The sequence below is a fragment of the Virgibacillus sp. LDC-1 genome, from assembly GCF_030137545.1.
Taxonomy (GTDB): domain Bacteria; phylum Bacillota; class Bacilli; order Bacillales; family Amphibacillaceae; genus LDC-1.
Genome location: NZ_JARUVL010000003.1, coordinates 172,529 through 195,808, shown reverse-complemented (window position 1 = coordinate 195,808; position 23,280 = coordinate 172,529). Strand labels below are relative to the sequence as shown.

The window sequence follows — 23,280 nt, the reverse complement described above, 5'->3', positions numbered from 1 at the left end:
GTTGATTGATAGTGGTTAACGTATTAGCTATTAATGCAGGTAGTTCATCTTTGAAATTCCAATTAATTCAAATGCCTGGAGAAAATGTACTCGCAAAAGGTCTTGTTGAACGTATCGGGATTCCAAATTCTATATTTAGTATTGAGGTAAATGCGCAAAAAGAAAGCCAAGTGGAAGATATACCAAATCATGAGGTAGCCGTTCAAATGCTTTTAAAAGGTTTAATGGCATCTGGAGTGATTCATTCATTAAATGAGATAAATGCAGTTGGACATCGTGTTGTTCACGGAGGAGAGACTTTTAGCGATTCAGTTCTTATTACAGAAGAGACAATACAGAAAATAGAAGAAATATCGGAACTCGCTCCTTTACACAATCCTGCCAACTTAACAGGAATTCACGCTTTTCGGGAGATATTACCAGAAGTACCTATGGTTGCAGTTTTCGATACATCCTTTCATCAATCTATGCCAGAGAAATCTTATCTATATAGTCTTCCATATGAATATTATAAAAAATATGGCATACGAAAATACGGTTTTCATGGAACATCACATAAATATGTATCACAACGCGCTGCTGAATTATTAGGCGTGCCATTAGAACAATTGCGATTAATTTCCTGCCACCTAGGAAACGGTGCAAGTATTTCAGCGATTGAAGGTGGGAAATCGATTGATACATCCATGGGCTTTACGCCATTAGCCGGAGTGACAATGGGGACAAGATCAGGGAATATAGACCCCGCTTTAATTCCGTATATTATGGAGAAAACGGGACAGACAGCGGAGGAAGTAATTGAAGTCTTAAACAAGAAAAGTGGATTATTAGCGTTGTCTGGTTTCTCGAGTGATTTAAGAGATATTGAAGAGGAAGCTAACAAAAATGATCGTGCAGAGCTTGCTCTGGAAGTATTTGCGGCACGAATCCATAAATATTTGGGCTCCTATGCAGCACGAATGTCTGGTGTCGATGCAATTATTTTCACTGCTGGAGTCGGTGAAAATAGTAGTGAAATCCGTGCAAAGGTATTAACAGGTTTAGAGTTTATGGGCGTGTATTGGGACCCTGCTTTAAATCATACACGTGGAAAAGAAGCATTTATAAATTATCCGCATTCCCCAGTTAAAGTGCTTATCATTCCAACGAACGAGGAAGTGATGATTGCAAGGGATACAGTGCGTTTGTCGGGCTTAGTAAAGCATGTGTAAACGAGGCTTTTCTCGATTATGAGGGGGGATTATTATGTCTGTTCAAGCGCATAAAAAGGATGCATTCCAAGTAAACTGTATGATTGTTACCATTAGTGATACGAGAACGGAAGCAACAGATAAAAGTGGGGCACTTATGCAGCAATTACTTGAGAATGCAGGGCATAACGTTACAAATAAAAAGATAGTTCAAGATGAAGAAGCGTCGATTCGTTCTGCGATTGAGGTAGGATGTAGCGACCCAAACGTGGATGTCATTTTAACCAATGGTGGAACAGGAATCGCATCTCGAGATGTGACAATCGAAACGATACAACCAATGCTTGACAAGACGATCCCTGGCTTTGGAGAAATTTTTCGATTTCTTAGCTATACGGAAGATATTGGATCAGCGGCAATTTTATCGCGAGCAATTGCAGGTGTGGTTCAAAACACAGCGATTTTTTGTACCCCTGGATCAACGGGTGCTGTAAAATTAGCAATGAATAAATTGATATTACCCGAACTTTCTCACGTTGTGCATGAGTTGAAAAAGAAGCCTTTATAAAAAAAGGTGCTGCTTTAAAAGGCAAAAAGTCCTTTTGGCAGCACCTTTATATTTGGTATTTTCACAAGACCTTCCTCATCGAACAACAAGCACATCACAATCAGCATAACGGGTAATGCTTTCAGAAACACTTCCAATTAAAAAGCGTTCTACAGCGTTCATCCCAGTTGCACCACAAATAATTAAATCAGCTTCAAACTGCTTGGCAATGTCTTTTGCAATTTTTACTTTCGGGGATCCATATTCAATACAACGGACAATGTCAGTAATCCCAGCTTCTTTTGCAGTTTCTACATAGTTATCAATTAATTCCTTTGCATATTGTTCTGCTCGTTCACCGAGTGTTCTGTCATATGCTTCTACCGTTGCAAATGATCGAGAATCGACTACATGAGCGAGGATAAGACGGGCTGCATTCCTTTTGGCAATATCCAATGATTTCATGAATGCTTTTTCAGAGGCTTCTGAACCATCCACTGCAACTAAAATATGTTGATATTCAAATTTCATTTTCCTCTCTCCTCTCATGGTATTCTTTTACTCATCTTAATTATACAATAAAACGATTACAAATGGTAAAACTTCACAAAATATTGTTTTTTCTTATCGTACAAACTAATGCAAGGGGAGTATCGTCCCTGCTGCATTTTCTTTGCTTCGTATCTTATATTATTGGAGGTAGATGCTAATGGCGGACAAGAAGAAGAAAATTACGAATTTGCAGGAAGATAATGATGGAGTAGCTGCTGTTAAAAACCAGCTTTTTGAAAGCTACCAAAGTGGTGTAGTTGAAGATCAATTGCATAATAATAAAGGAATCTTCAAGTACAACAATCAGAAAAACTAATGTTTATAATGGATAGTCTCTTTAATGGAGGCTATCCTTCATAATTATGCTTTTTTCAATGGCTTTATTTATGATATTCTTAATACATGCTTGAATAAACTGAGGATAAGGGAAGGTGTTTTTTAATGAAAATTGGCGTGCCAAAGGAAATAAAAAATAATGAAAACAGAGTAGCAATGACACCAGCAGGAGTTGTATCATTAACAAATGCCGGACATGATGTATATGTAGAAGCAAGTGCTGGTTTAGGTTCTGGATTCACTGATGAACAATATAAACAAGCAGGCGCATACATTGTACCAACGGCAGCAGAAGCATGGTCTAAGGAAATGATTATGAAGGTAAAGGAGCCTTTAGAAGAAGAGTATCATTATTTTAGAGAAGGTCAGCTTTTGTTTACATACTTGCACTTAGCAAATGAGCCAGAATTAACACGTGCGCTTATTAAACACAAGGTTGTTGGAATTGCTTATGAAACGGTACAGCTGCCAAACGGATCATTACCATTGCTAACACCGATGAGTGAGGTAGCAGGCAGAATGGCAGCACAAATTGGTGCACAATTTTTGGAAAAAAACAATGGTGGTAAAGGTGTTCTATTAGCAGGAATTCCTGGCGTAAAACGTGCCAAAGTAACAATCATTGGTGGAGGCGTTGTTGGAATGAATGCTGCCAAAGTAGCCTCAGGACTTGGTGCAGATGTAACGCTAATTGATTTAAATCCTGATCGACTTCGCCAGCTAGATGATATTTTTGGTTCCTCGATCAATACCGCAATGTCTAATCCGATGAATATTGCTGAAGCAGTAAAAGAATCTGACCTAGTAATTGGTTCTGTATTAATTCCTGGAGCAAGAGCACCGAAGCTTGTATCAGAGGAAATGGTTCGTACGATGTCAAATGGATCTGTCATTGTGGATGTTGCCATCGATCAAGGAGGAAATTTTGAAACGTGCGATCGAATTACGACCCACGACAACCCTACCTATACAAAACATGGGGTACTACATTATTCGGTAGCAAATATGCCAGGAGCTGTGCCTCGAACGTCAACGATAGGATTAACGAATGTAACCGTACCATACGCCCTTCAAATAGCAACGAAAGGGTATAAACAGGCATGCTTAGAAAATGAGGCGTTGAAAAAAGGGATTAATACATTGCAGGGCTATGTCACTTATGAAGCTGTAGCAGAGGCACATAGGCTAGAATATGCAAGTGTTGATGAATTATTAAATAATTAGTAAGGATTCCGTTAAGTACAAGTCATTAGGTTAGCTCTTGTATTTAACGGTTTTTTATATGGCTGGAAACCTAGTAATATAAACATAACATAATAAATAATTAATTTTTGTGTATTGATAGACAATTATGAAACTTTTTGAATGATTGGACGTATTACAAAAAGAACAGATGAATAACATTTACGTTAAATCAAATAAGGAGGTTTCTGTATGTTTCAATTTTTTAAACGGATGAAGACAGTAGTGAGTTCTGAATTGAATGCCATGCTAGATAAAGCAGAGGATCCTGTTAAAATGCTTGAGCAATTTTTACGGGAAATGGGAGAGGAAATACAAGAGGTTGAAAAAGCGGTTGCAAAGCAAATCGCGAACGAAAAAATCTTGAAGCGTAAGGCAGACGATGCGAAGGTTATGGTAGAAAAACGTTTAGGTCAAGCGGAGCAAGCTGTAAAGGCAAATAATGATGAGCTTGCACGTCGTGCGCTCGAGGATAAAAAGGAATATGAAAACCAGGCGAACCTTTTGTCAGAATCATGGGAGCAAGCCAAAAATGATGTAGAAATGCTACAAACGAAGCTAGATGAAATGAAGAAAGAGTATCAACAAATGAAGCTAAAAAAGGATGGTTTGAAAGCTAGGGCGGTTTCAGCTAAAACGAAAACGAAGATTAATCGCACCATGTCTTCTATCGGAAGTGATGATTCCAAGCGAGGCTTTGAACGGATGGAAGAAAAAGTAATGCAATTTGAAGCGGAAGCAGAGACGAGTGAAGATTTGTCCCAAGCTAGTCGGACGTTAGATGATGAGTTTGCAAAGCTCAATACGGATGTGGATGATGAACTTGCTGCTTTAAAAAAAGCAATTGGAAAAGAATAATCGATAGGAATGGATCAGTTTATATACTGATCCATTTTGATTAGAGGAATTTTTCAATGTTTGTAGAAATAATGAATAGGGAAGTGAATTCTTGAAAGGAGAGATATCATGGAAGTATCTTATCACGGTCATTCGGTTGTAAAGGTAACAACTAAAAGTCATACTATTCTTATTGATCCATTTATTTCAGGAAATGATTTATGTGATCTGCATCCTGACACCGTGGAAGCGGATGTGATATTACTTACACATGGTCATAATGATCATGTTGGGGATACAGTTGCGATTGCAAAGCGAACGAATGCAATGGTGATTGCACCAAATGAACTTGCTATTTACTTAGGAACGAAAGGATTGCATACACATCCAATGCATATTGGTGGGGCATATTCATTTCCATTTGGAAAGGTCAAATTCACGCAAGCATTTCACGGATCTTCTTATACCGAGCCTGATAATACAATTGTTTATACGGGAATGCCAGCTGGAATTTTACTTACGATTGAAGGGAAAACAATCTACCATTTAGGAGATACCGCACTTTTCACAGATTTAAAAATGTATGGTGAAATGCATCAAATTGATCTAGCATTTATTCCAATTGGAGATAATTTCACGATGGGGCCAGAGGACGCTCTAGTTGCTTCTGATTGGATAAAAGCTGATCTAGTTGTTCCAGTGCACTATAATACATTTCCTGTAATAAAACAGGATCCTGACGAATTCGTAAAGAAAGTCCGAACTGGAAAAGGAAAAGTAATGAAGGTTGGCGAAGTGCTATCCTTATAATGAAGCGTGGGCATAAGGTTGTCCACGCCCTTTTACCTTGTAGGGGAAAAATCAATTTCATCAAAACAACGAATTAAAGGGAGTTAGTCAATTGAATATGTTAATGATTTCTACTTTTTTTGTCTTAGGAGTTGTCTTCGGCTCCTTCTTTCATGTTATTGGACAGCGTGTTCCAGTAAATGAATCATTTTTAGTTGGGCGATCTATCTGTCGACATTGCGAGCGAACATTAAATTGGTACGAACTTATCCCTGTTGCTTCCTTTGTTCTTCTTCGGAGAAAATGCGGCCATTGCCACCACCCGATTTCATGGACATACCCCATAATAGAGCTGTTAACAGGGTGTTTGTTTGCTTTTAGTTACCAGCATATTGGATTTAATCTAGAGCTTCTATCCGCACTTTTACTTGTTTCTCTCCTCATCATCGTTCTTGTATCCGATCTTCAGTACATGCTGATCCCAAACTCTATTTTATTTTATTTCCTCTTGTTATTTATCTTCCTTCAAATGCAAATTACCCACATAAGTATTTGGAATAATATACTTGGCGGTATAACAGGCTTTGCGATTATCGCAGTCATTATCCTCTTAAGTCAAGGCGGAATGGGAGGAGGCGATATGAAGCTATTCGGTTTACTTGGATTTATATTAGGAATAAAGAAGGTCCTGTTTGCATTGTTTCTTTCAAGTATTAATGGAGCGATCATTGGAACAGGCTATCTTTTGCTTGCTAAAATAGAATTGAAAGAACCTATCCCATTTAGTCCTTTTATTGTTATCGGGACAATGATTTCTTTCTATTATGGAGATATGTTTCTTAATTGGTATGGCTCCTTTCTTCGTTGAATCCTAGATCGTGTAGTGTACAGAGACAGGTTCTTAAAGGGATTCTGTTTTCATAAACTAAAGTAAAAGCCAGAGGAGGTGATGGTTCTTGCGTCATTATGCACTTTTACGTTTGTTGTTGGCAGGGTTTTTTCTTTACTTTGCATGGCCTTTAATACCTGTTTCCTCCTCCCAAATAGAAACGGTGTTTTGGGGAGCGTGGCTTACCTTTTTCTTTCTATTAGTTGCTGCTAATTTTGCTGTGCTTTTACAAATTACAGAGCCTCCAATTATGGAACAGGAGCAAGGAGTGCGACTAAAAACCCATAATCATTGAGCAATTATCCGAACAACTGTATAATAATAGTAATTAACAGTACTAGTACAGTTGAAAGTCGGTGAAGCACGTATTATGACGACAAAGCATGAGCAAATTATTCAACATATTATTTCATTAGAAGTAGGCCATAAAATATCGGTACGTCAAATTGCCAAAGCCTTGAATGTGAGTGAAGGAACAGCTTATCGTGCAATTAAAGAGGCTGAAACACAAGGACTTGTAAGTACCATTGAACGCGTAGGGACAATTCGAATTGAACGAAAAAGAAAAGAGAATTTCGAACGGCTGACGTTTGCGGAAGTCGTTAATATTGTAGATGGACAGGTTCTTGGAGGAAAAGAAGGACTGCATAAAACGTTAAATAAATTTTTAATAGGTGCAATGCAGCTAGATGCTATGGCGAGATATACAGAGGCCGATTCGTTATTAATTGTTGGTAATCGAGTGAAGGCACAGGAATTAGCATTGCAGGATGGTGCAGCCGTCTTGATTACTGGAGGATTTGATACAGAAGGCTATATAAAGCAGCTTGCAGATGACAAGCAATTACCAATCATATCAACAAGCTATGATACGTTTACGGTTGCTGCCATGATTAACCGTGCAATATATGATCAATTAATCAAAAAAGAAATTGTCTTTGTCGGAGATATTTTTACGCCATATGACCAATCTTATTACTTGCATGCAAAGGATCAAGTGGGCAGGTGGTATGAATTAAACGCGCAATCTTCGCACACGCGATTTCCAGTACTTGATGATAAAAGCCGGGTGATTGGTATCGTTACATCGAAGGATATTCTTGGGCAGGATGAAGCGATGGCTATTGATCGAGTAATGACTAAAAATCCAATTATTGTCCAAGCAAAGACGTCTTTAGCCTATGTTGCACATATGATGGTGTGGGAAGGAATTGAGGTTGTTCCTGTCGTTGACCAAACGAATAAGCTGATTGGTATTGTATCAAGACAGGACGTATTAAAAGCCTTACAGCAAATCCAACGCCAGCCGCAGGTCGGGGAGACAATTGATGATATCGTCGCCAGTAATGTACAAGCGTTGGAGCATAGTCCAATGATGTATCAAACAAAAGTAATTCCACAAATGACGAATCAGTTAGGAACACTTTCCAATGGTGTTTTTACATCTCTAATAACGGAAGCAAGTAAGCGACTTCTTCTTTATTTAAAAAAGGGAGATTTAGTTGTAGAGAACTTGACCGTTTACTTTTTAAAGCCTGTTCCAATAGATAGTAAGCTTATAATTAGGCCGCAGCTACTAGATGCAGGACGAATCTACGCCAAAATTGATGTCGAAGTTATGCATGAACGAAAGCTTGTAGGAAAAGGATTAATTATGGCTCAAATAATTGAAAGATAAGCGATATCTTTGAAGAGAATAAAAAAGGAGGACCAGAAGGAATACATCGTGATTACTCCATTTGGATCCACCTTTTTATCCTTTAGTAAAACCCCACGGATCGAAGTTTCACATCATACGATACTATGCATTTAGTCGCTGCCATTCTTTTCGGTAATGCTTTGTTTCTTGCCAGCCGGTGTATAGCTGTAACCCTCCTAATATTAAAAAAACGATACCAATAAAAAGAGAAAATTTCGTTCCGTAAAATATGTATTGATTTATTCCAAAAAAGAAGATAAAGCTTCCAAGACAAATACGCGACTTTGCGTTAAAATAAGCTTGATTTAAGCCATCTTTTGTCTTTAAAATCGCTACTTTATAGTATACATATAAAACAAGCGAAATAACGATGATGATAGGAAAAATAATTGTCATAGAATCGACTCCTGTGATTAATAATCTTGTTATCATTGTAGCTTTTTTTTTGGACGATTACCACCGTTCTACTAAACCGATTTAAATGAATCATGAATAAAGGAGCAATATTATGAAGCAAATTATTACATCTATTATCCAAGCAATAAAGGAATTCGATACGATAATTATTCATCGGCATGTACGCCCAGATCCAGATGCAATAGGCTCCCAGGCAGGGTTGAAGGAAATGATAATGCAAACCTATCCAAATAAAAAAGTCTATATAGTTGGGGAAGATGAGTCTTCCCTCATGTTTCTTGCGGAGATGAATAAAGTAGAAGACGATGTCTATGAAGAGGCACTAGTTATTATTTGTGATACAGCCAATACAGCGCGTATTGATGACCAACGATATAAACGAGGCCAAAAAATAATTAAGATTGATCATCATCCAAATGTCGATCCATACGGAGATATTCAATGGGTTGATACAGCCTCAAGCTCCACGAGTGAACTGATTTGTGAGTTATATACACATGCGAAGAATGATTTGGAGCTAAATAATGCCGCTGCAAGACTTTTGTATGCAGGGATCGTTGGCGACACGGGAAGATTTTTATTTCCCAGCACAACACCAAGGACTTTTCAACATGCTTCAGCGCTTGTAGCCTATCCATTTGATCGTCAGGCGCTTTATGCAGGGATATATGATATTACAGAACCGATTGCTAGATTACGGGGCTATATTTTGCAAAACTTTCAAATGTCACCTGTTGGTGTTAGTTTTATCAAATTAACGAAAGAATTACTGGATTCATTTGCAATTGACCCTTCAGAAACGAGTCAGGTTGTTGGATTATTAGGAGATATTAAAGGAATGAAGGCATGGGCGGTATTCGTGGAGGAAGCAGATATGATCCGTGTTAGACTACGTTCCAAAGGTCCGATAATTAATGATCTTGCTGCGAAATATCACGGTGGAGGACATCCACTCGCTTCTGGTGCTACAGTTTATAATTGGTCGGAGGCAGATGAGCTCATTAAAGAATTAGAAGCTATTTGTAAAGAAAGTATAGATTAAAAGCCAAAATAAATGTGCTGGTCTACTTTTACGGAAGTGGTCCAGCACGTATTTTAAATTGCTTTCCTATTCATCTCCATGTTATTAACTACTCTTGCTCGCTGGGATTGGTGTGAAATAACATCCAGTTGATGAATAGTCTACATGTACGTTTAGCTTTTCTTTCTCAATTCCACGCTTAATCTTTTCGATGACGACTGGAGATTCTGCATAGGCAGTATGCCCTTCACGCAATTGCTTCATCTTCTCCTCATAAACACGTGATCTTGGAATGACATACATTTGATTCATCTCCTTTCAATATTGTTAATTAAGAATACTCCCCCTTGAAAGCAAAGCATCTATTTCTAATTTCATTTTATTAGAAAACAGCATCTATTGCCACAGTATTGAGAATATTTTCACAAAAAATTCACATTAATTGGAAATGGAAGCATCTAGTTTAATTTTTACTATTGGTGCAATTGTTAATTTTACTACTTTAAACGAATAAGAAAAATCATCCACGGAATAGTTTTTATTTTCAATTGCGGACGTTATTAACTCATCATTTTTGGATACAATTTGGATATCCTGGCCAATTATTTGATCAATTTCTTCTTTGATCAATTCTTCTAACTGATACAATGTCAAAGTATTTTCTAGGCGAAGCTGCTTCGCATTTTTAAACTCAAGCTCTATTTTTTCAACGGTAATCGCCTTTTTATTTTCCTCATTAAGATCTTGTTTATCTTTTAACAGTGCTTCATGCTGCTTTTTAATTTCTTTAACCTCGGATTGTAATGCTACATTATTCTCTAACAGCTTTTCGTACATTTCACCGTACATATACATGACAATTAAATATGAAAACAATCCACCTAAAAAAACGCCAACAAAAAACCGTTGCCAACCGGGCCGTTTATAATATGGAGGAATATGCATTAGGTGACATCCTCCTGAATAAGCCAGCTAATTAGAATGATGCCCGTTTTTACGCCTCCCATGGCAGATAAAATTAATAGTATTTGTTTGATAACATCGAAAGAAGAGCCATCAAGCGCTTTTTCAAAGTTGGCGATGGCATCAAACGTCCCCCCGATAGCTGCGACAATTGCCCATATCCGCAGCTTTTTAGCGAGATTGCTCATTTCGGTGAATGGTGGATCTCCTGTGGCAAATGCTCCAATACTGCCTATAAGCGAACCGCCAATTATTACGCCAAAAGCGATGAAAAAACAATGAATAAATGAAGCGAAAAAACGTTCTTCCATAATACACGCTCCCTATGATGTATGCTTCCTACATTCTATGATGAAAATAGACAAGTTATGTTTAACGAACGATATGTTCGAGTTCGTGTACATATTGAACGATAATTCGTTATAATGGTAGACAGAGAAAGTAAAGGCGGGATATCATGTCGTTTACACAATTACAAGTACGGAGTGGTTACAGCTTATTGGATAGTACAATCTCTATTGATAAGCTTGTCGATAAAGCGGCCTCTTCTGGGTATACAGCAATTGCGCTTACAGATATGCATGTTTTATACGGTGTTATTCCTTTTTATAAGGCGTGTATAAATAAAGGATTAAAACCAATTGTTGGAATGGTTGTACTAATTCAAGAGGATGAGCAAAAGAAAACACCATGTGTTTTACTTGCAAAAAATAATCATGGCTATCAGCAGCTTATTCAACTTAGCAGTATGTTACAGCTGAATGATAGAGAAACAGTAGAACTTGCACAATTACAAGCATATACGGATGATCTTATTGGAATCTTGCCAATTTCGCAAAGTCACTTGGTAAATATATTAAATAATCAATCCATTCAAGATGCCGTTGTATATGTGGAGAGGTTGAAAAACATTTTTGCCGCAACGGATTTTTATCTAGGGATAGATGAGCCCGAAACAGGAAGAACAAATGTAAAAGATATAGATATAAAATTGTTACAGGAATCATGTCATGTTCCATTAACAGTGGTACAGGATGTGCGGTATTTAGATGCTAGCGATCGAGAAGCTTTTGATTGCCTGCAAGCAATAAAAAAGGGGAACCGCTGGAGCGACCAGGCTAAGGATACGAATCGACAACAACACTATCTTCGAACAGAAGATGAAGTGGTTTTCTTATTTGCAGGTACTTTGACGGAGGCTTTACAAAGAACGGAAGAAATTAAAAATAAGTGTAACGTTGATATTGATCTACATACACGTACATTGCCAGCGTATCCTGTCCCTAATGACGAAGATGCAGCATCATATTTACGAAAACTTTGCCATCAAGGACTACGTGATAAGTATCAAGACAGAGATGATTCAATTGCTAACCGGCTGGAATATGAGCTAAATGTGATTGAATCCATGGGATATAGTGATTATTTTTTAATCGTTTGGGATTTTATTAAGTTTGCTAAAGATCATGGTATCCTAGTTGGACCTGGGCGTGGATCTTCTGCAGGGTCAATAGTTGCTTACTTACTCGATATTACAGAAGTAGATCCGATTAAGCATCAATTATTATTTGAGCGTTTTTTAAATCCTGAACGAATTACGATGCCAGATATTGATATTGATTTCTCGGATCAGCGTAGAGATGAAGTAATCGAATATGTACGAGATAAATACGGAAAAGAGCATGTTGCCCAAATCATTACATTTGGTACCTTTGCAGCACGTTCATTAATTAGAGAACTATTTAAAATGTTTGATGTCGATCAACAAGATGCGTCGTTTATTTTAAAGGAAGTTCCTGTACAAGCGAAGGATTCTTTAAAAACGATTATTCAGCAATCAGGGGAGTTAATGAACTATATTACCCAATCTGAAAAGCTAAAGAAACTATTTTCCATTGCTTTTCGATTAGAAGGATTACCAAAACATTTATCGACACACGCAGCTGGAGTAGTAATAAGTAAGCAGCCATTAGTGGAAAATGTTCCGTTAACATTAGGAAGTAATGAGACGTACCTTACTCAATATGCAATGAACGATTTAGAATCCATTGGTCTATTGAAAATTGATTTTCTAGGATTACGTAATTTATCGTTATTAGAAAGAATTATTCATACGATTCGGCAAAAGACAGATCACCATGTGGACTTAAAGAAAATACCGGACGATGACAAACGTACGTTTAATTTACTTCAAAGTGGAAAAACAAACGGTATTTTTCAGCTTGAATCAGAAGGGATGAAGCGTGTATTAAAACAACTAAAGCCTTCTCATTTTGAAGATATTGTAGCAGTGAATGCATTGTATCGTCCTGGTCCAATGGAAAACATTGAAGTATACATCGCAAGAAAACACGGAAAAGAGCCGGTTCATTATCCACATCCTGATTTAGAGCCTATTCTAAAATCAACGTATGGCGTGCTCATTTATCAGGAGCAAATTATGCAAATTGCCAATGTAATCGCGGGATTTTCATATGGACAGGCAGATATTTTACGGAGAGCGGTTAGTAAAAAAAAACAACAACTGATGGATAAACAACAATCCGCTTTTATCCAAGGCTGCTTACAAAATGGCTATGATCAATCTGTTGCAGAAAAGTTATTTGCTTGGATTATTAAGTTTGCCGATTATGGATTTCCGAAAAGCCATGCGGTAGCCTATAGTAAAATTTCTTATTGGCTCGCTTATTTGAAGGCGCATTTTTCAACTTATTTCTATGCAGAATTATTAAGCACTGTCTCAGGACAGCATGAAAAAATAAATCTTTATATGAAAGAATTAAAAGAGTTAGGAATCCCTTTTAAAGGTCCTTCCATTAATAAGAGCTTTGGAAAATTCACCGTGGAAGGCGACCAGATTCGTATGGGATTACAATCGATAAAAGGGGTAGGGAATCAAGCTGTAAAGGAAATAATTCAAATCAGAAAAGGAGGAGCGTTCGCGCATTTGTTTGACTTTTGTTTACGAGTTCCAACAAAATCAATTAATCGTTCTACATTAGAAGCACTTATTATGGCTGGTGCTTTTGATGAAACATATCGTAATAGAGCAAGCCTACTAGCTTCTATTGATCAAGCAATTGAACAAGGAGAGCTTTTTCGAGAATTTAGTGATCAACCGAGCTTTTTTCAAAATGAGCTTCAGTTAGAAGCATCTTACACAACAATAGAAGATTTTAGTTCGATGAAAAGGCTTGCAGATGAAAAAGAATTGTTAGGTGTTTATATTTCCGATCACCCATTAAAGCAATATCGTGAAAGGTTTATGCAAATGGGCTATGCAACAATGAGTAGTGCGGAGGAAATTGTTGGGAAGAAAAATGCTCAAAGTATTGTTATGATGCAAGCCTTAAAAACGATTCGTACAAAGCGTGGAGATCCGATGGCCTTTGCTGTCATTGGTGATGAAACCGGTGAAATGGAGGCTGTCATTTTTCCAGAATTATTCCGAGCAGTTAAGCCTTGGATCAAAGAAGAGCAAATAGTCAAGGTAACAGGGAAAATAGAATGGCGCAATAATCGGCATCAATGGCTATTAGCTAAGATTGAGCCATTTAATGAAGATATGCTGCACAGAGAAATAAGTGGGCGGCTATTTATAAAAATTACCGGTCAAAATCATGATGAGGCACTAACATGCATAAAACAGACTGTAGCGGATAATCCAGGTAATGCTTTGATTATTATTTTTGATGAACCTAGCAAAAAAACATATCAACTAAAAGATTATTATCTGCAACCGACGGATAAAGCATTAGAAAATCTAAAGCTGTTCTTCGGAGAAGAGAATGTTATTTATAAAGAATAATGAATTAATCGTAACGGAATCCAAGGAAGTAGGCACTACTTTACAGACGAAATCCATCTGTTATAATTAAATAGTTAAGTGGTCAGACCACCAGTTGGATAAACGGATGATGACAAACTTATACGCGTTAAGGAGAGATAGATAAAATGAATCTACGAGATGAAGCGTTACACATGCATAAAGTGAGCCAAGGGAAGCTAGCAACCGAACCTAAAGTCCCTGTTAAAAATGCTTATGATTTAAGCCTGGCATACTCACCAGGGGTTGCAGAGCCATGTAAAGAAATTCATGATCAGAAAAGTAAAGTATATGATTATACAATGAAGGGGAATATGGTTGCAGTTGTTAGTGATGGATCTGCTGTTCTCGGACTTGGGAATATTGGTCCAGAGGCTGCTTTACCTGTAATGGAAGGAAAAGCAGTGCTCTTCAAAACATTTGCAGGTGTCGATTCTTTTCCCATTTGCTTAGACAGCCATGATGTCGATGACATTGTCAACACGGTAAAATTGCTTCAACCTACGTTTGGAGGCGTTAATCTCGAAGACATTGCAGCACCAAACTGTTTTATTATTGAAGATCGATTAAAAAAGGAAACGAATATACCTATATTCCATGATGATCAGCATGGTACTGCTATTGTCACTGTTGCAGGGCTTATTAATGCATTAAAGCTAGTAGGCAAAAGCTTTTCTGAAATAAAAGTAGTTGCCAATGGTGCAGGTGCTGCAGGTATTGCCATTATTAAATTATTGTATAGCTTTGGTGTTCGAGATATCGTCATGTGTGATTCTCGTGGAGCCATTTATGAAGGTCGACCATATGGAATGAATGAGGTTAAAGACCAAATTGCCGAAATGACTAACTTAGACAAAGAAAAAGGAAGTCTTGAAGAAGTATTAGAAGGCGCGGATGTATTTATCGGTGTATCTGTGGGTGGCGCACTAACAAAGGAAATGATTAAGAAAATGAATGCCGATCCAATCATTTTTGCGATGGCTAATCCTGATCCGGAAATTATGCCAGAGGATGCGAAAGCAGCTGGTGCAAAAGTAATTGGAACAGGAAGATCTGATTTTCCGAACCAAGTAAATAACGTATTAGCATTTCCGGGGATATTTAGAGGGGCACTTGATGTAAGAGCAACTCGAATTAATGAAAAAATGAAGATTGCTGCTGCAGAAGCAATCGCATCTTTAATCAGTGAATCAGAGTTATCGTCCGATTATGTTATTCCTGCACCATTTGATAAGCGTGTTGCTCCATTAGTAGCATCTAGTGTGGCAAAAGCTGCGATGGAATCAGGCGTCGCGAGAATTGAAGTTGATCCAGAAGCGATAGCGGAAAAAACAAGAAAGCTAACAGACCTCTAATAAATAAAGAAAGCTTATTGCTTTCAACAAATAGCCTGTGTTTCATTTACCTAATGGAAAGCAAAGGAGTGGATCATGGCTGTGTCCATGTCACCAAAGCAAAAAGTATACCAAGAAGTTTTAAAGGAAATTCGTAGCTTTATAGATGAGCATAATCTGCAGTCCGGAGATAAACTACCTTCTGAAAGAGAATTGGCAGAGAAGCTGAATGCTGGTAGATCGTCAGTCAGAGAAGCATTAAGAGCCATGGAGCTACTTGGATTAATTGAAACGAAGCATGGAGAAGGAACGTTTCTGAGCACCTATCGTCCTTATCAAACGGTTGAGTTGTTATCGTCCTTTATTTTAAGGGACAATGTTACGAAGCATGATTTAATTTGTGCAAAATTAGTACTAGAAAAAGAAACTGCAAAGTTAGCCTTTAGTAGACTAACAACGGATGATTTAGCTGCGCTTCTTCAAATTGTTGATATGGATGGAGATGAGAAACAAAAGCATTTAGATTTCTTTTTTCTATTGTTCGAGAAAACAGAAAATCTTTTATTAGCAAAGATTTGGCGATTAATGGAAGAATTTTCTCATACAATGGATAGAATCTATTATGATGTAAGCTTTTATAAAGAACTTCTCACCATTTATACAAATAATGAGTATGAAGCTATTGAACAGTTGTTTACGAGTATGTTAAAAAAAGAAAGGTGTTGTTAAACTGTCGTCTTTAGAAGACAAATGGATAAAATTTTGTCTTCGACGGATTTAGACACCTTTTTTATGGAAGATACGATATAGTAAGAAGCAATGAAAAAAGGCTGAATACTTCCAGGAAAATGGACATCAACCTAAGAGATTGCATGAAAAAGGGGGAAATGAACTTGCTTAAAGATCTTTTTGGCAAGAAAAGGAAATATGCTTCCATTCCAAATGAACAATCAAAAGTAGATGTTCCTGAGGGGCTAATGAAAAAATGCACCGGGTGTTATAAAATTTATTATACAAAAGAAATGAAAAAGAACTTAAATGTCTGCCCCAATTGTGGTTATCATCACCAACTAAATGCTTGGGAACGGATTGATAGCCTATTCGATAAGGACACCTTTCAGGAATGGGATCGTGAGCTAATATCCAATAACCCGCTTGGTTTTCCTGGATATGAAGAAAAGCTTGAAAAAGATCGCCAAAAAACAGGTTTGAATGAAGGGGTAGTAACAGGAAAAGGACTTATTGACGGACAAGCTGTTGCCTTTGGAGTCATGGATGCTAGCTTTCGTATGGGTAGCATGGGTTCTGTCGTTGGTGAAAAAATTGCTAGGGCAATCGAAAACGCTAAAAACGAGCAGTTACCTTTCATTGTTTTTACTGCTTCAGGTGGAGCGAGAATGCAAGAGGGACTTCTCAGTTTAATGCAAATGACGAAGGCGTCAATAGCGATAAAGCGTTTTTCAGAAGCAAATGGTTTAATGATATCTGTTATGACGCATCCAACAACTGGAGGGGTTTCTGCTAGCTTTGCCTCTTTAGGGGACTATAATTTTGCTGAGCCAGGCGCGTTAATTGGTTTTGCAGGCAGAAGAATTATTGAACAAACAACACGTGAAAAATTACCAGACGATTTTCAAACGGCAGAATTTTTATTGAAGCACGGTCAATTAGATCGCGTAATTCATCGTCATGACATGAAGCAACAGCTAAGCACGCTCTTAAAGCTGCATGAGAAAGGTGGGACCGGCAAATGAAGCAGGTTCTTGATTTCGAAAAACCGATCGTAAATCTAAGAGAAAAAATTGTAGAGTTAAAATCGTTCACTGCAGATAGTGATATTGATTTATCCGATGAAATTCAAACATTAGAAAAGCGATTAAAGGTTTTAGAGGACGATATCTATGGTAATTTAAAGCCGTGGGATCGTGTACAGATGGCTAGGCATCAGGAACGTCCGACTACTTTAGATTATATCGCTGAGATTTTTACAGATTTTATGGAATTTCACGGTGATCGTGCCTTTGGGGATGATCCTGCCATTGTTGCGGGTATTGCATATTATAAAGGTACACCCGTTACAGTTATTGGTCATCAACGTGGTAAAAATACAAAAGAAAATATTTATCGAAATTTTGGAATGCCACATCCTGAAGGATATCGAAAAGCGTTACGACATATGAAACAAGCAGAGAAGTTTCAACGACCGATTATCTGTTTTATTGATACAAAAGGAGCAGATCCAGGTAAAGAGTCAGAAGAGCGCGGGCAAAGTGAAGCAATTGCTCGTAACCTAATGGAAATGGCAGGCTTAACGGTACCAATCATTTGTATTGTTATTGGAGAAGGTGGAAGTGGCGGAGCGTTAGCCTTAGGTGTTGGTGATCGGATTCATATGCTTGAAAATTCAACGTATTCCGTAATATCTCCTGAAGGAGCAGCGGCACTTTTGTGGAAGGATGCAACACAAGCAAGAAGAGCAGCTGAATCCATGAAGATAACAGCTTATGACTTAAAGGAGCTAGCTCTTATTGATCAGATTATTCCTGAGCCAAAGGGTGGCGCGCATCGAGATATAAAGCAACAAGCAGGAGCGATTGATTCGATAATTGAGCAATCGCTTGAGGAGCTACGTGTACTATCTGTTTCAGAATTACTTGAGAATCGATGGGAAAAGTATAAGTGTATGGGCGATTATAAAGAAATTTGATAAATATAGAGGCTGGCATAAGTCAGTCTCTTCTTATATTTTACCGAAATTCTAATTTAAACAAATAATGGACTTATTTATTTAAATAGTATTTGGTATGGAGGTGAATATAGAAAAGAGGCATACAGATTGTATCTGAATTGCTCATATAGTAAGACACATTAGTGTGATCGTAACACACGCGTTTGTTATTAATTGATATTTTTACTTCTACCTATTATCTTTAAAGTGGAAGGTTGTACTTACATGCTGTCAAATAATCGATAATCTATCTTGAGGTGAAATCATGAAAAAAATCGGCGTTTTAACAAGTGGTGGCGATGCTCCAGGAATGAATGCAGCGATCAGAGCTGTAACTAGGAAATGTATTTACCATGGAGTTGAGATTTACGGAATTAAATATGGTTATCAAGGTCTTATTGATGGAGATATTGAAAAGCTGGAAATAGGTTCTGTCGGAGATATTATTCAACGTGGAGGCACAACGCTTTTTTCAGCAAGATGTGAAGAATTCAAGACGGATGAAGGACAGTTAAAAGGGATTGAGCAATTGAAAAAGCATGGAATTGAAGGGTTAATTGTCATTGGTGGTGACGGGAGTTTTCGTGGAGCGCAAAAACTAACCGAAAAAGGCTATCCATGCATCGGTGTTCCAGCAACTATTGATAATGATATTTCTGGAACAGATTTTACAATTGGTTTTGATACGGCTTTAAATACAATTATCGAAGCGATAGATAAAATACGGGATACGGCGACATCTCATGAAAGAACATATGTTATTGAAGTAATGGGAAGAAATGCAGGGGATCTTGCCTTATGGGCCGGACTTGCTGATGGTGCAGAGAGTATATTGATCCCTGAAAAGCCGGATAACTTTGACGAGGTTATTGAACGACTCCGCCGTGGGCATGAACGTGGGAAAAAGCATAGCATTATTTTATTAGCTGAAGGAGTAGGAAGTGGCATGGAATACGGACAACGGATAAAAGAAGCAACACAGCTAGAAACACGAGTTACGGTTTTAGGCCATATTCAACGAGGTGGCTCTCCAACTGCACAAGATCGGGTTCTTGCAAGCCGATTAGCTGCTAAAGCTGTTGATTTAATTTTGAACGGACAAGCAGGACGAATGGTTGGAATTCAAAATAATGTGTTAGTAGACCATGACATATCGGAAATACTTAGCGGAAATCATACAATTAATTTAGATATGTATGAGCTATCAAAGGAACTATCTATTTAATTACTGGCATATCTAATAAGAACAATAATCGTCATGAAACTGGACGAAGGAGGAAATACATTGAGAAAAACAAAAATTGTTTGCACAATAGGACCTGCTTCAGAATCGATTGAAACATTAGAACAGCTTATCGAGGCTGGAATGAATGTAGCACGATTAAACTTTTCCCACGGTGATTATGAGGAACACGGAAAACGAATCGAAAACATTCGTAAAGCAGCAAAAAATAAAGATAAAACAATCGCGATACTATTAGACACAAAAGGACCTGAAATTCGCACCGGTACATTTAAAGAAGGTCAGGCCGAGCTTCAGGAAGGACAAGAAGTTATCATATGTATGGATGACGTGGAAGGAACAGCAGAACGGTTCTCTGTGACATATGATGGACTTATCCATGATGTACAAGCTGGTTCAAGAATTTTATTGGATGACGGTTTAATTGAACTCGAGGTAGTGTCTATTGATATGGACAAGAAGGAAATCCGAACGAAAGCATTAAATGCAGGATTAATAAAAAATAAAAAAGGTGTTAACGTACCAAATGTTTCCGTTAATTTACCAGGAATCACAGAAAAAGATGCAAATGATATTCAATTTGGAATCGATCAAGGCATTGATTTTATAGCCGCGTCATTTGTACGAAGACCATCAGATATTTTAGAAATCAGAGAGCTACTTGAAACAAATAATGCTACACATATTCATATTATACCGAAAATTGAAAACCAAGAAGGCGTAGATAATATTGATAGCATATTAGAGGTTAGTGACGGCTTAATGGTTGCTCGAGGAGATTTAGGTGTAGAAATTCCAGCGGAAGATGTACCTCTCGTTCAAAAAGAGTTAATTAAAAAATGTAATATTGCTGGAAAGCCTGTAATTACAGCAACTCAAATGCTGGATTCAATGCAACGAAATCCAAGGCCAACAAGAGCAGAAGCCTCTGATGTGGCAAATGCTATTTTTGATGGTACAGATGCCATTATGCTCTCAGGAGAAACGGCTGCCGGACATTATCCAGTTGAATCTGTACGAACAATGAGTAATATTGCATTAAAAGCGGAAACCGGAGTAGATCATGCCGCAATTTTAAAACAACGATCCAAATCAGTGGATATGACGATTACAGATGCAATAAGTCAATCGGTTACACATAGTGCAATGAACTTATCGGTAAGTGCAATCATAACACCTACAGAAAGTGGTCATACCGCTCGTATGATATCGAAATATCGGCCAAAGGCTCCAATTGTAGCTGTTACTCCATCTGAACATGTAAACAGACAGCTTTGTCTAGTATCTGGTGTGCAATCGATTATAGGAGGTACCGCACATTCAACAGACGAAATGCTGGAAGTTGCAATTGATCGGGGTCTAAAGGAAAATCTAATCACACGAGGCAGTAAGGTGATTATTACAGCAGGTGTTCCGGTAGGAGAAAGTGGTACAACCAATCTTATGAAGGTTCATATTATTGGGGATGTCATTGCTAAAGGGCAAGGTATTGGAAAGCGTAGTGCTTATGGAAGAGCGGTTTTAGCAAAATCCGCAACAGAAGCAAACGAAAGTGTCCAAGAGGGAGATATTCTTATCACTTATGGAACAGATCGAGAAATGATGCCAGCGATCGAAAGAGCAAGTGGAATCATAACGAGTGAAGGTGGTTTAACTTCACACGCTGCGGTTGTAGGCTTAAGCCTAGGTATTCCAGTAATTGTTGGTGTTGAGAAAGCGCTAGAGTTAATTGAAGATGGAGAAGATATTACGATTGATGGAACAAAAGGGGATATTTATAAAGGGCATACGAGCGTTTTATAATTAAATTAATTGTCTTTAATTAAAATTGGAGGGGGTTTAATCTTCCCCCTTTTCTTATTCTAGTTTGAACAAAAGGAGAGGTCACGATATGCGATGGCTATTATTAGCATTTTTAATCATTCCAGCCTTAGAAATCGGAATTTTCGTTTGGGCTGGTGGGGTGATTGGTCCTTGGTGGGTAGTTGCCTTAATTATTCTTACCGGTATAGTTGGATTAGCAATTGCAAAACAACAAGGTATGGAGACATGGCAACGCGCTCAATTATCGCTCCGGCATGGTCAAGTACCAGGGGAAGAAATTCTTGATGGGATTTGTATTTTAGTAGGCGCAATTTTTTTATTTACGCCCGGATTTCTCACAGATATCGTTGGGTTTATTCTTGTCCTTCCTTGGAGTAGAAATCTATTTAAAGGATTTTTTATCTATCTATTTAAAAGAATGATTAACAATAACCAGATCACCTTTCGACGTTGGTAGCATGAATTTATTTTGCTTCTCCTTTAATAAACGCCCAAAGTAATGTGAAAATACCTGCCTTATAGATAACTGTTACAATGATGAGCAAAAATGGTGCAATAATAATGCCAGTTACTCCCCATAGTTGAATGCCAACAAATAATATCATTAGACCTACAAGTGGGTTTACTCCAATATGAGAAGAAAGAATTTTTGGTTCGAGTATTTGACGAAATATAACAATAATCATATATAGAATACAAAGGCCAATCGTCATATCGTAATGATTCGTTAAAAATGTGTATAAAATCCATGGAAAAAAGAGAATTCCTGTTCCGATTAATGGAAGAAAATCAGCGATTGCAGCAAAAAATGTAATTGTAGGTGTATGCTTGACTTGTAGCAACGATAAACCAATGAATATAATGCCAGCGGTAATCAATATAAGCAGAAGCTGTGCTTTAAAATAGCCAGCAAACGCTTCCCTAAAATGAGTAGGCAATGCATGATAATATTTACTGGAATTGGTAGGTATTACTTTTTTAATCCTTTTTTTCCATTGTTCCATATCTTTTGTAATAAAGAAGGTTGCTAGGATTATAAAGATGATGATGGTTAAGGAAGCTGGTAAAAGAGAAAGAAATACAGGGATTTTTAAAAAGAAATCCTGTAATAGCGCTGTACCTGAGGAAGCTAAATCTCCCGACAGATTCTGTAAATTTTCTAGTAGTGCTTCCTGCTGTGTTTGGTTAAGCGATTGAAATATCGTGGCGAGCTTATTATATATTGGGATGATACTTTCTTTAAAGCGGTCTTCAAGTATGGCGATAAATGATTGATAGTAGGTAGGAATTCTATCCGCTAAGTATGCAGTTCCTTGTACCATTTCTGAGATCAAAAGAAACGATAGCATTACAAGCAATGAAGCAACGAAAAACATAACAATGATCGTTGCAAACGTCCGAGGGAATTTAAGTGATTGTTCTAAAAAGGAAACGATAGGATGAATAATAAACGCAATGATCACAGCAATAACAAATGGATAAACATATGGAAGGGTAGAAGTGATGAACAATATCAATATTACAATGCTGATTAAAACTAAAAAGCTTCGATAAATTTGTCCTAATGAATGCTTGTACATTTTAACACCTCGTTTTATAGAACCCCTTATAATCTTACATATGAGAAATCAAGCTCATTTAGAATCGTTGTCCAACAATTGATCGTTGATTTTCTTTCGTCATCCATTCAGAAACGTCTAATAAAAGATAAATCGTTTAAGGGAACGAACTTATCGGAAAATAATCGCTTTCAATTCACATTGGTTGAATAATCATTTATAATGGTGGATGGGGATGACAATGTCGTTTTTTCGTAAATATATTGTCAAAAAAAAGTAACATC

At 37.5% G+C, this 23,280-nt stretch carries 24 protein-coding genes; 18 read left to right on the top strand and 6 right to left on the bottom strand.

Going from position 1 to position 23,280, the window contains the following annotated elements:
- Positions 1-11 precede the first annotated feature (11 nt).
- Complete coding sequence (locus QBK89_RS04570) at positions 12-1,211, top strand: acetate kinase (protein ID WP_284139837.1); 1,200 nt, start codon at positions 12-14, stop codon at positions 1,209-1,211.
- Between the two features lie 34 nt (positions 1,212-1,245).
- Positions 1,246-1,758, top strand: a complete 513-nt coding sequence (locus tag QBK89_RS04565) for a MogA/MoaB family molybdenum cofactor biosynthesis protein (protein ID WP_284139836.1) — start codon at positions 1,246-1,248, stop codon at positions 1,756-1,758.
- Positions 1,759-1,833: 75 nt separating this feature from the next.
- Here the strand turns inward: QBK89_RS04565 and QBK89_RS04560 are convergent, their stop codons facing one another.
- A complete protein-coding gene (locus tag QBK89_RS04560) occupies positions 1,834-2,268 on the bottom strand; it encodes a universal stress protein (protein WP_284139835.1) in 435 nt (144 codons plus the stop codon).
- Positions 2,269-2,446: 178 nt separating this feature from the next.
- On the opposite strand from QBK89_RS04560, the gene QBK89_RS04555 reads away from it, so the two are divergent.
- The 7 genes from QBK89_RS04555 to QBK89_RS04525 all read left to right on the top strand — a co-directional run bounded on the left by QBK89_RS04555 (position 2,447) and on the right by QBK89_RS04525 (position 8,060).
- Positions 2,447-2,605 (top strand): hypothetical protein, encoded by a 159-nt coding sequence (locus QBK89_RS04555; RefSeq protein WP_284139834.1) that lies wholly within the window; start codon positions 2,447-2,449, stop codon positions 2,603-2,605.
- Positions 2,606-2,730: 125 nt separating this feature from the next.
- On the top strand, positions 2,731-3,849 hold the full coding sequence (ald, locus tag QBK89_RS04550; protein WP_284139833.1) for an alanine dehydrogenase: 1,119 nt from the start codon (positions 2,731-2,733) through the stop codon (positions 3,847-3,849).
- Positions 3,850-4,059: 210 nt separating this feature from the next.
- The gene (locus QBK89_RS04545) at positions 4,060-4,725 is read left to right on the top strand and encodes a PspA/IM30 family protein (RefSeq protein WP_284139832.1); all 666 of its coding nucleotides are present in this window, start codon (positions 4,060-4,062) and stop codon (positions 4,723-4,725) included.
- Positions 4,726-4,833: 108 nt separating this feature from the next.
- The gene (locus tag QBK89_RS04540) at positions 4,834-5,514 is read left to right on the top strand and encodes a metal-dependent hydrolase (RefSeq protein WP_284139831.1); all 681 of its coding nucleotides are present in this window, start codon (positions 4,834-4,836) and stop codon (positions 5,512-5,514) included.
- A gap of 97 nt (positions 5,515-5,611) precedes the next feature.
- Positions 5,612-6,361 (top strand): prepilin peptidase, encoded by a 750-nt coding sequence (locus QBK89_RS04535; RefSeq protein WP_284139893.1) that lies wholly within the window; start codon positions 5,612-5,614, stop codon positions 6,359-6,361.
- A gap of 88 nt (positions 6,362-6,449) precedes the next feature.
- Positions 6,450-6,677 (top strand): hypothetical protein, encoded by a 228-nt coding sequence (locus tag QBK89_RS04530; RefSeq protein ID WP_284139830.1) that lies wholly within the window; start codon positions 6,450-6,452, stop codon positions 6,675-6,677.
- 75 nt (positions 6,678-6,752) lie between these two features.
- Complete coding sequence (locus QBK89_RS04525) at positions 6,753-8,060, top strand: DRTGG domain-containing protein (protein WP_284139829.1); 1,308 nt, start codon at positions 6,753-6,755, stop codon at positions 8,058-8,060.
- 123 nt (positions 8,061-8,183) lie between these two features.
- Here the strand turns inward: QBK89_RS04525 and QBK89_RS04520 are convergent, their stop codons facing one another.
- Positions 8,184-8,477: a YtpI family protein gene (locus QBK89_RS04520; RefSeq protein WP_284139828.1), complete on the bottom strand. Its 294-nt coding sequence runs from the start codon at positions 8,475-8,477 to the stop codon at positions 8,184-8,186.
- Between the two features lie 121 nt (positions 8,478-8,598).
- On the opposite strand from QBK89_RS04520, the gene QBK89_RS04515 reads away from it, so the two are divergent.
- Complete coding sequence (locus QBK89_RS04515) at positions 8,599-9,540, top strand: DHH family phosphoesterase (RefSeq protein WP_284139892.1); 942 nt, start codon at positions 8,599-8,601, stop codon at positions 9,538-9,540.
- A gap of 84 nt (positions 9,541-9,624) precedes the next feature.
- Here QBK89_RS04515 and QBK89_RS04510 read toward each other — a convergent pair whose 3' ends face one another.
- From QBK89_RS04510 to ytrH, 3 genes are all read right to left on the bottom strand, one after another.
- Positions 9,625-9,822, bottom strand: a complete 198-nt coding sequence (locus QBK89_RS04510) for a YtzJ family protein (RefSeq protein WP_284139827.1) — start codon at positions 9,820-9,822, stop codon at positions 9,625-9,627.
- A 135-nt stretch (positions 9,823-9,957) separates the two neighbouring features.
- On the bottom strand, positions 9,958-10,464 hold the full coding sequence (gene ytrI / locus QBK89_RS04505) for a sporulation membrane protein YtrI (protein ID WP_284139826.1): 507 nt from the start codon (positions 10,462-10,464) through the stop codon (positions 9,958-9,960).
- The gene (gene ytrH, locus QBK89_RS04500) at positions 10,464-10,793 is read right to left on the bottom strand and encodes a sporulation membrane protein YtrH (RefSeq protein ID WP_284139825.1); all 330 of its coding nucleotides are present in this window, start codon (positions 10,791-10,793) and stop codon (positions 10,464-10,466) included. Before ytrH ends, ytrI begins: the two co-directional genes overlap by 1 nt.
- 146 nt (positions 10,794-10,939) lie before the next feature.
- On the opposite strand from ytrH, the gene dnaE reads away from it, so the two are divergent.
- The 8 genes from dnaE to QBK89_RS04460 all read left to right on the top strand — a co-directional run bounded on the left by dnaE (position 10,940) and on the right by QBK89_RS04460 (position 21,894).
- Positions 10,940-14,290 (top strand): DNA polymerase III subunit alpha, encoded by a 3,351-nt coding sequence (gene dnaE / locus QBK89_RS04495; RefSeq protein ID WP_284139824.1) that lies wholly within the window; start codon positions 10,940-10,942, stop codon positions 14,288-14,290.
- Between the two features lie 146 nt (positions 14,291-14,436).
- The gene (gene ystJ / locus QBK89_RS04490; RefSeq protein ID WP_284139823.1) at positions 14,437-15,663 is read left to right on the top strand and encodes an NADP-dependent malic enzyme; all 1,227 of its coding nucleotides are present in this window, start codon (positions 14,437-14,439) and stop codon (positions 15,661-15,663) included.
- A 75-nt stretch (positions 15,664-15,738) separates the two neighbouring features.
- On the top strand, positions 15,739-16,371 hold the full coding sequence (locus tag QBK89_RS04485) for a FadR/GntR family transcriptional regulator (protein WP_330948681.1): 633 nt from the start codon (positions 15,739-15,741) through the stop codon (positions 16,369-16,371).
- Between the two features lie 164 nt (positions 16,372-16,535).
- Entirely contained in the window at positions 16,536-17,396 is an 861-nt protein-coding gene (gene accD, locus QBK89_RS04480; protein WP_284139822.1) for an acetyl-CoA carboxylase, carboxyltransferase subunit beta, read from the top strand.
- Complete coding sequence (gene accA, locus QBK89_RS04475) at positions 17,393-18,349, top strand: acetyl-CoA carboxylase carboxyl transferase subunit alpha (protein ID WP_284139821.1); 957 nt, start codon at positions 17,393-17,395, stop codon at positions 18,347-18,349. Before accD ends, accA begins: the two co-directional genes overlap by 4 nt.
- Positions 18,350-18,635: 286 nt before the next feature.
- Positions 18,636-19,595 carry a 6-phosphofructokinase gene (pfkA, locus tag QBK89_RS04470; protein WP_284139820.1) on the top strand — a complete coding sequence of 320 codons (960 nt, stop codon included), beginning with the start codon at positions 18,636-18,638 and terminating at the stop codon, positions 19,593-19,595.
- A 60-nt stretch (positions 19,596-19,655) separates the two neighbouring features.
- Positions 19,656-21,416 (top strand): pyruvate kinase, encoded by a 1,761-nt coding sequence (gene pyk / locus QBK89_RS04465; RefSeq protein WP_284139819.1) that lies wholly within the window; start codon positions 19,656-19,658, stop codon positions 21,414-21,416.
- An 88-nt stretch (positions 21,417-21,504) separates the two neighbouring features.
- Positions 21,505-21,894: an FxsA family protein gene (locus QBK89_RS04460; protein ID WP_284139818.1), complete on the top strand. Its 390-nt coding sequence runs from the start codon at positions 21,505-21,507 to the stop codon at positions 21,892-21,894.
- A 7-nt stretch (positions 21,895-21,901) separates the two neighbouring features.
- Here the strand turns inward: QBK89_RS04460 and ytvI are convergent, their stop codons facing one another.
- Complete coding sequence (gene ytvI, locus QBK89_RS04455; protein ID WP_284139817.1) at positions 21,902-23,017, bottom strand: sporulation integral membrane protein YtvI; 1,116 nt, start codon at positions 23,015-23,017, stop codon at positions 21,902-21,904.
- Between the last annotated feature and the right edge of the window lie 263 nt (positions 23,018-23,280).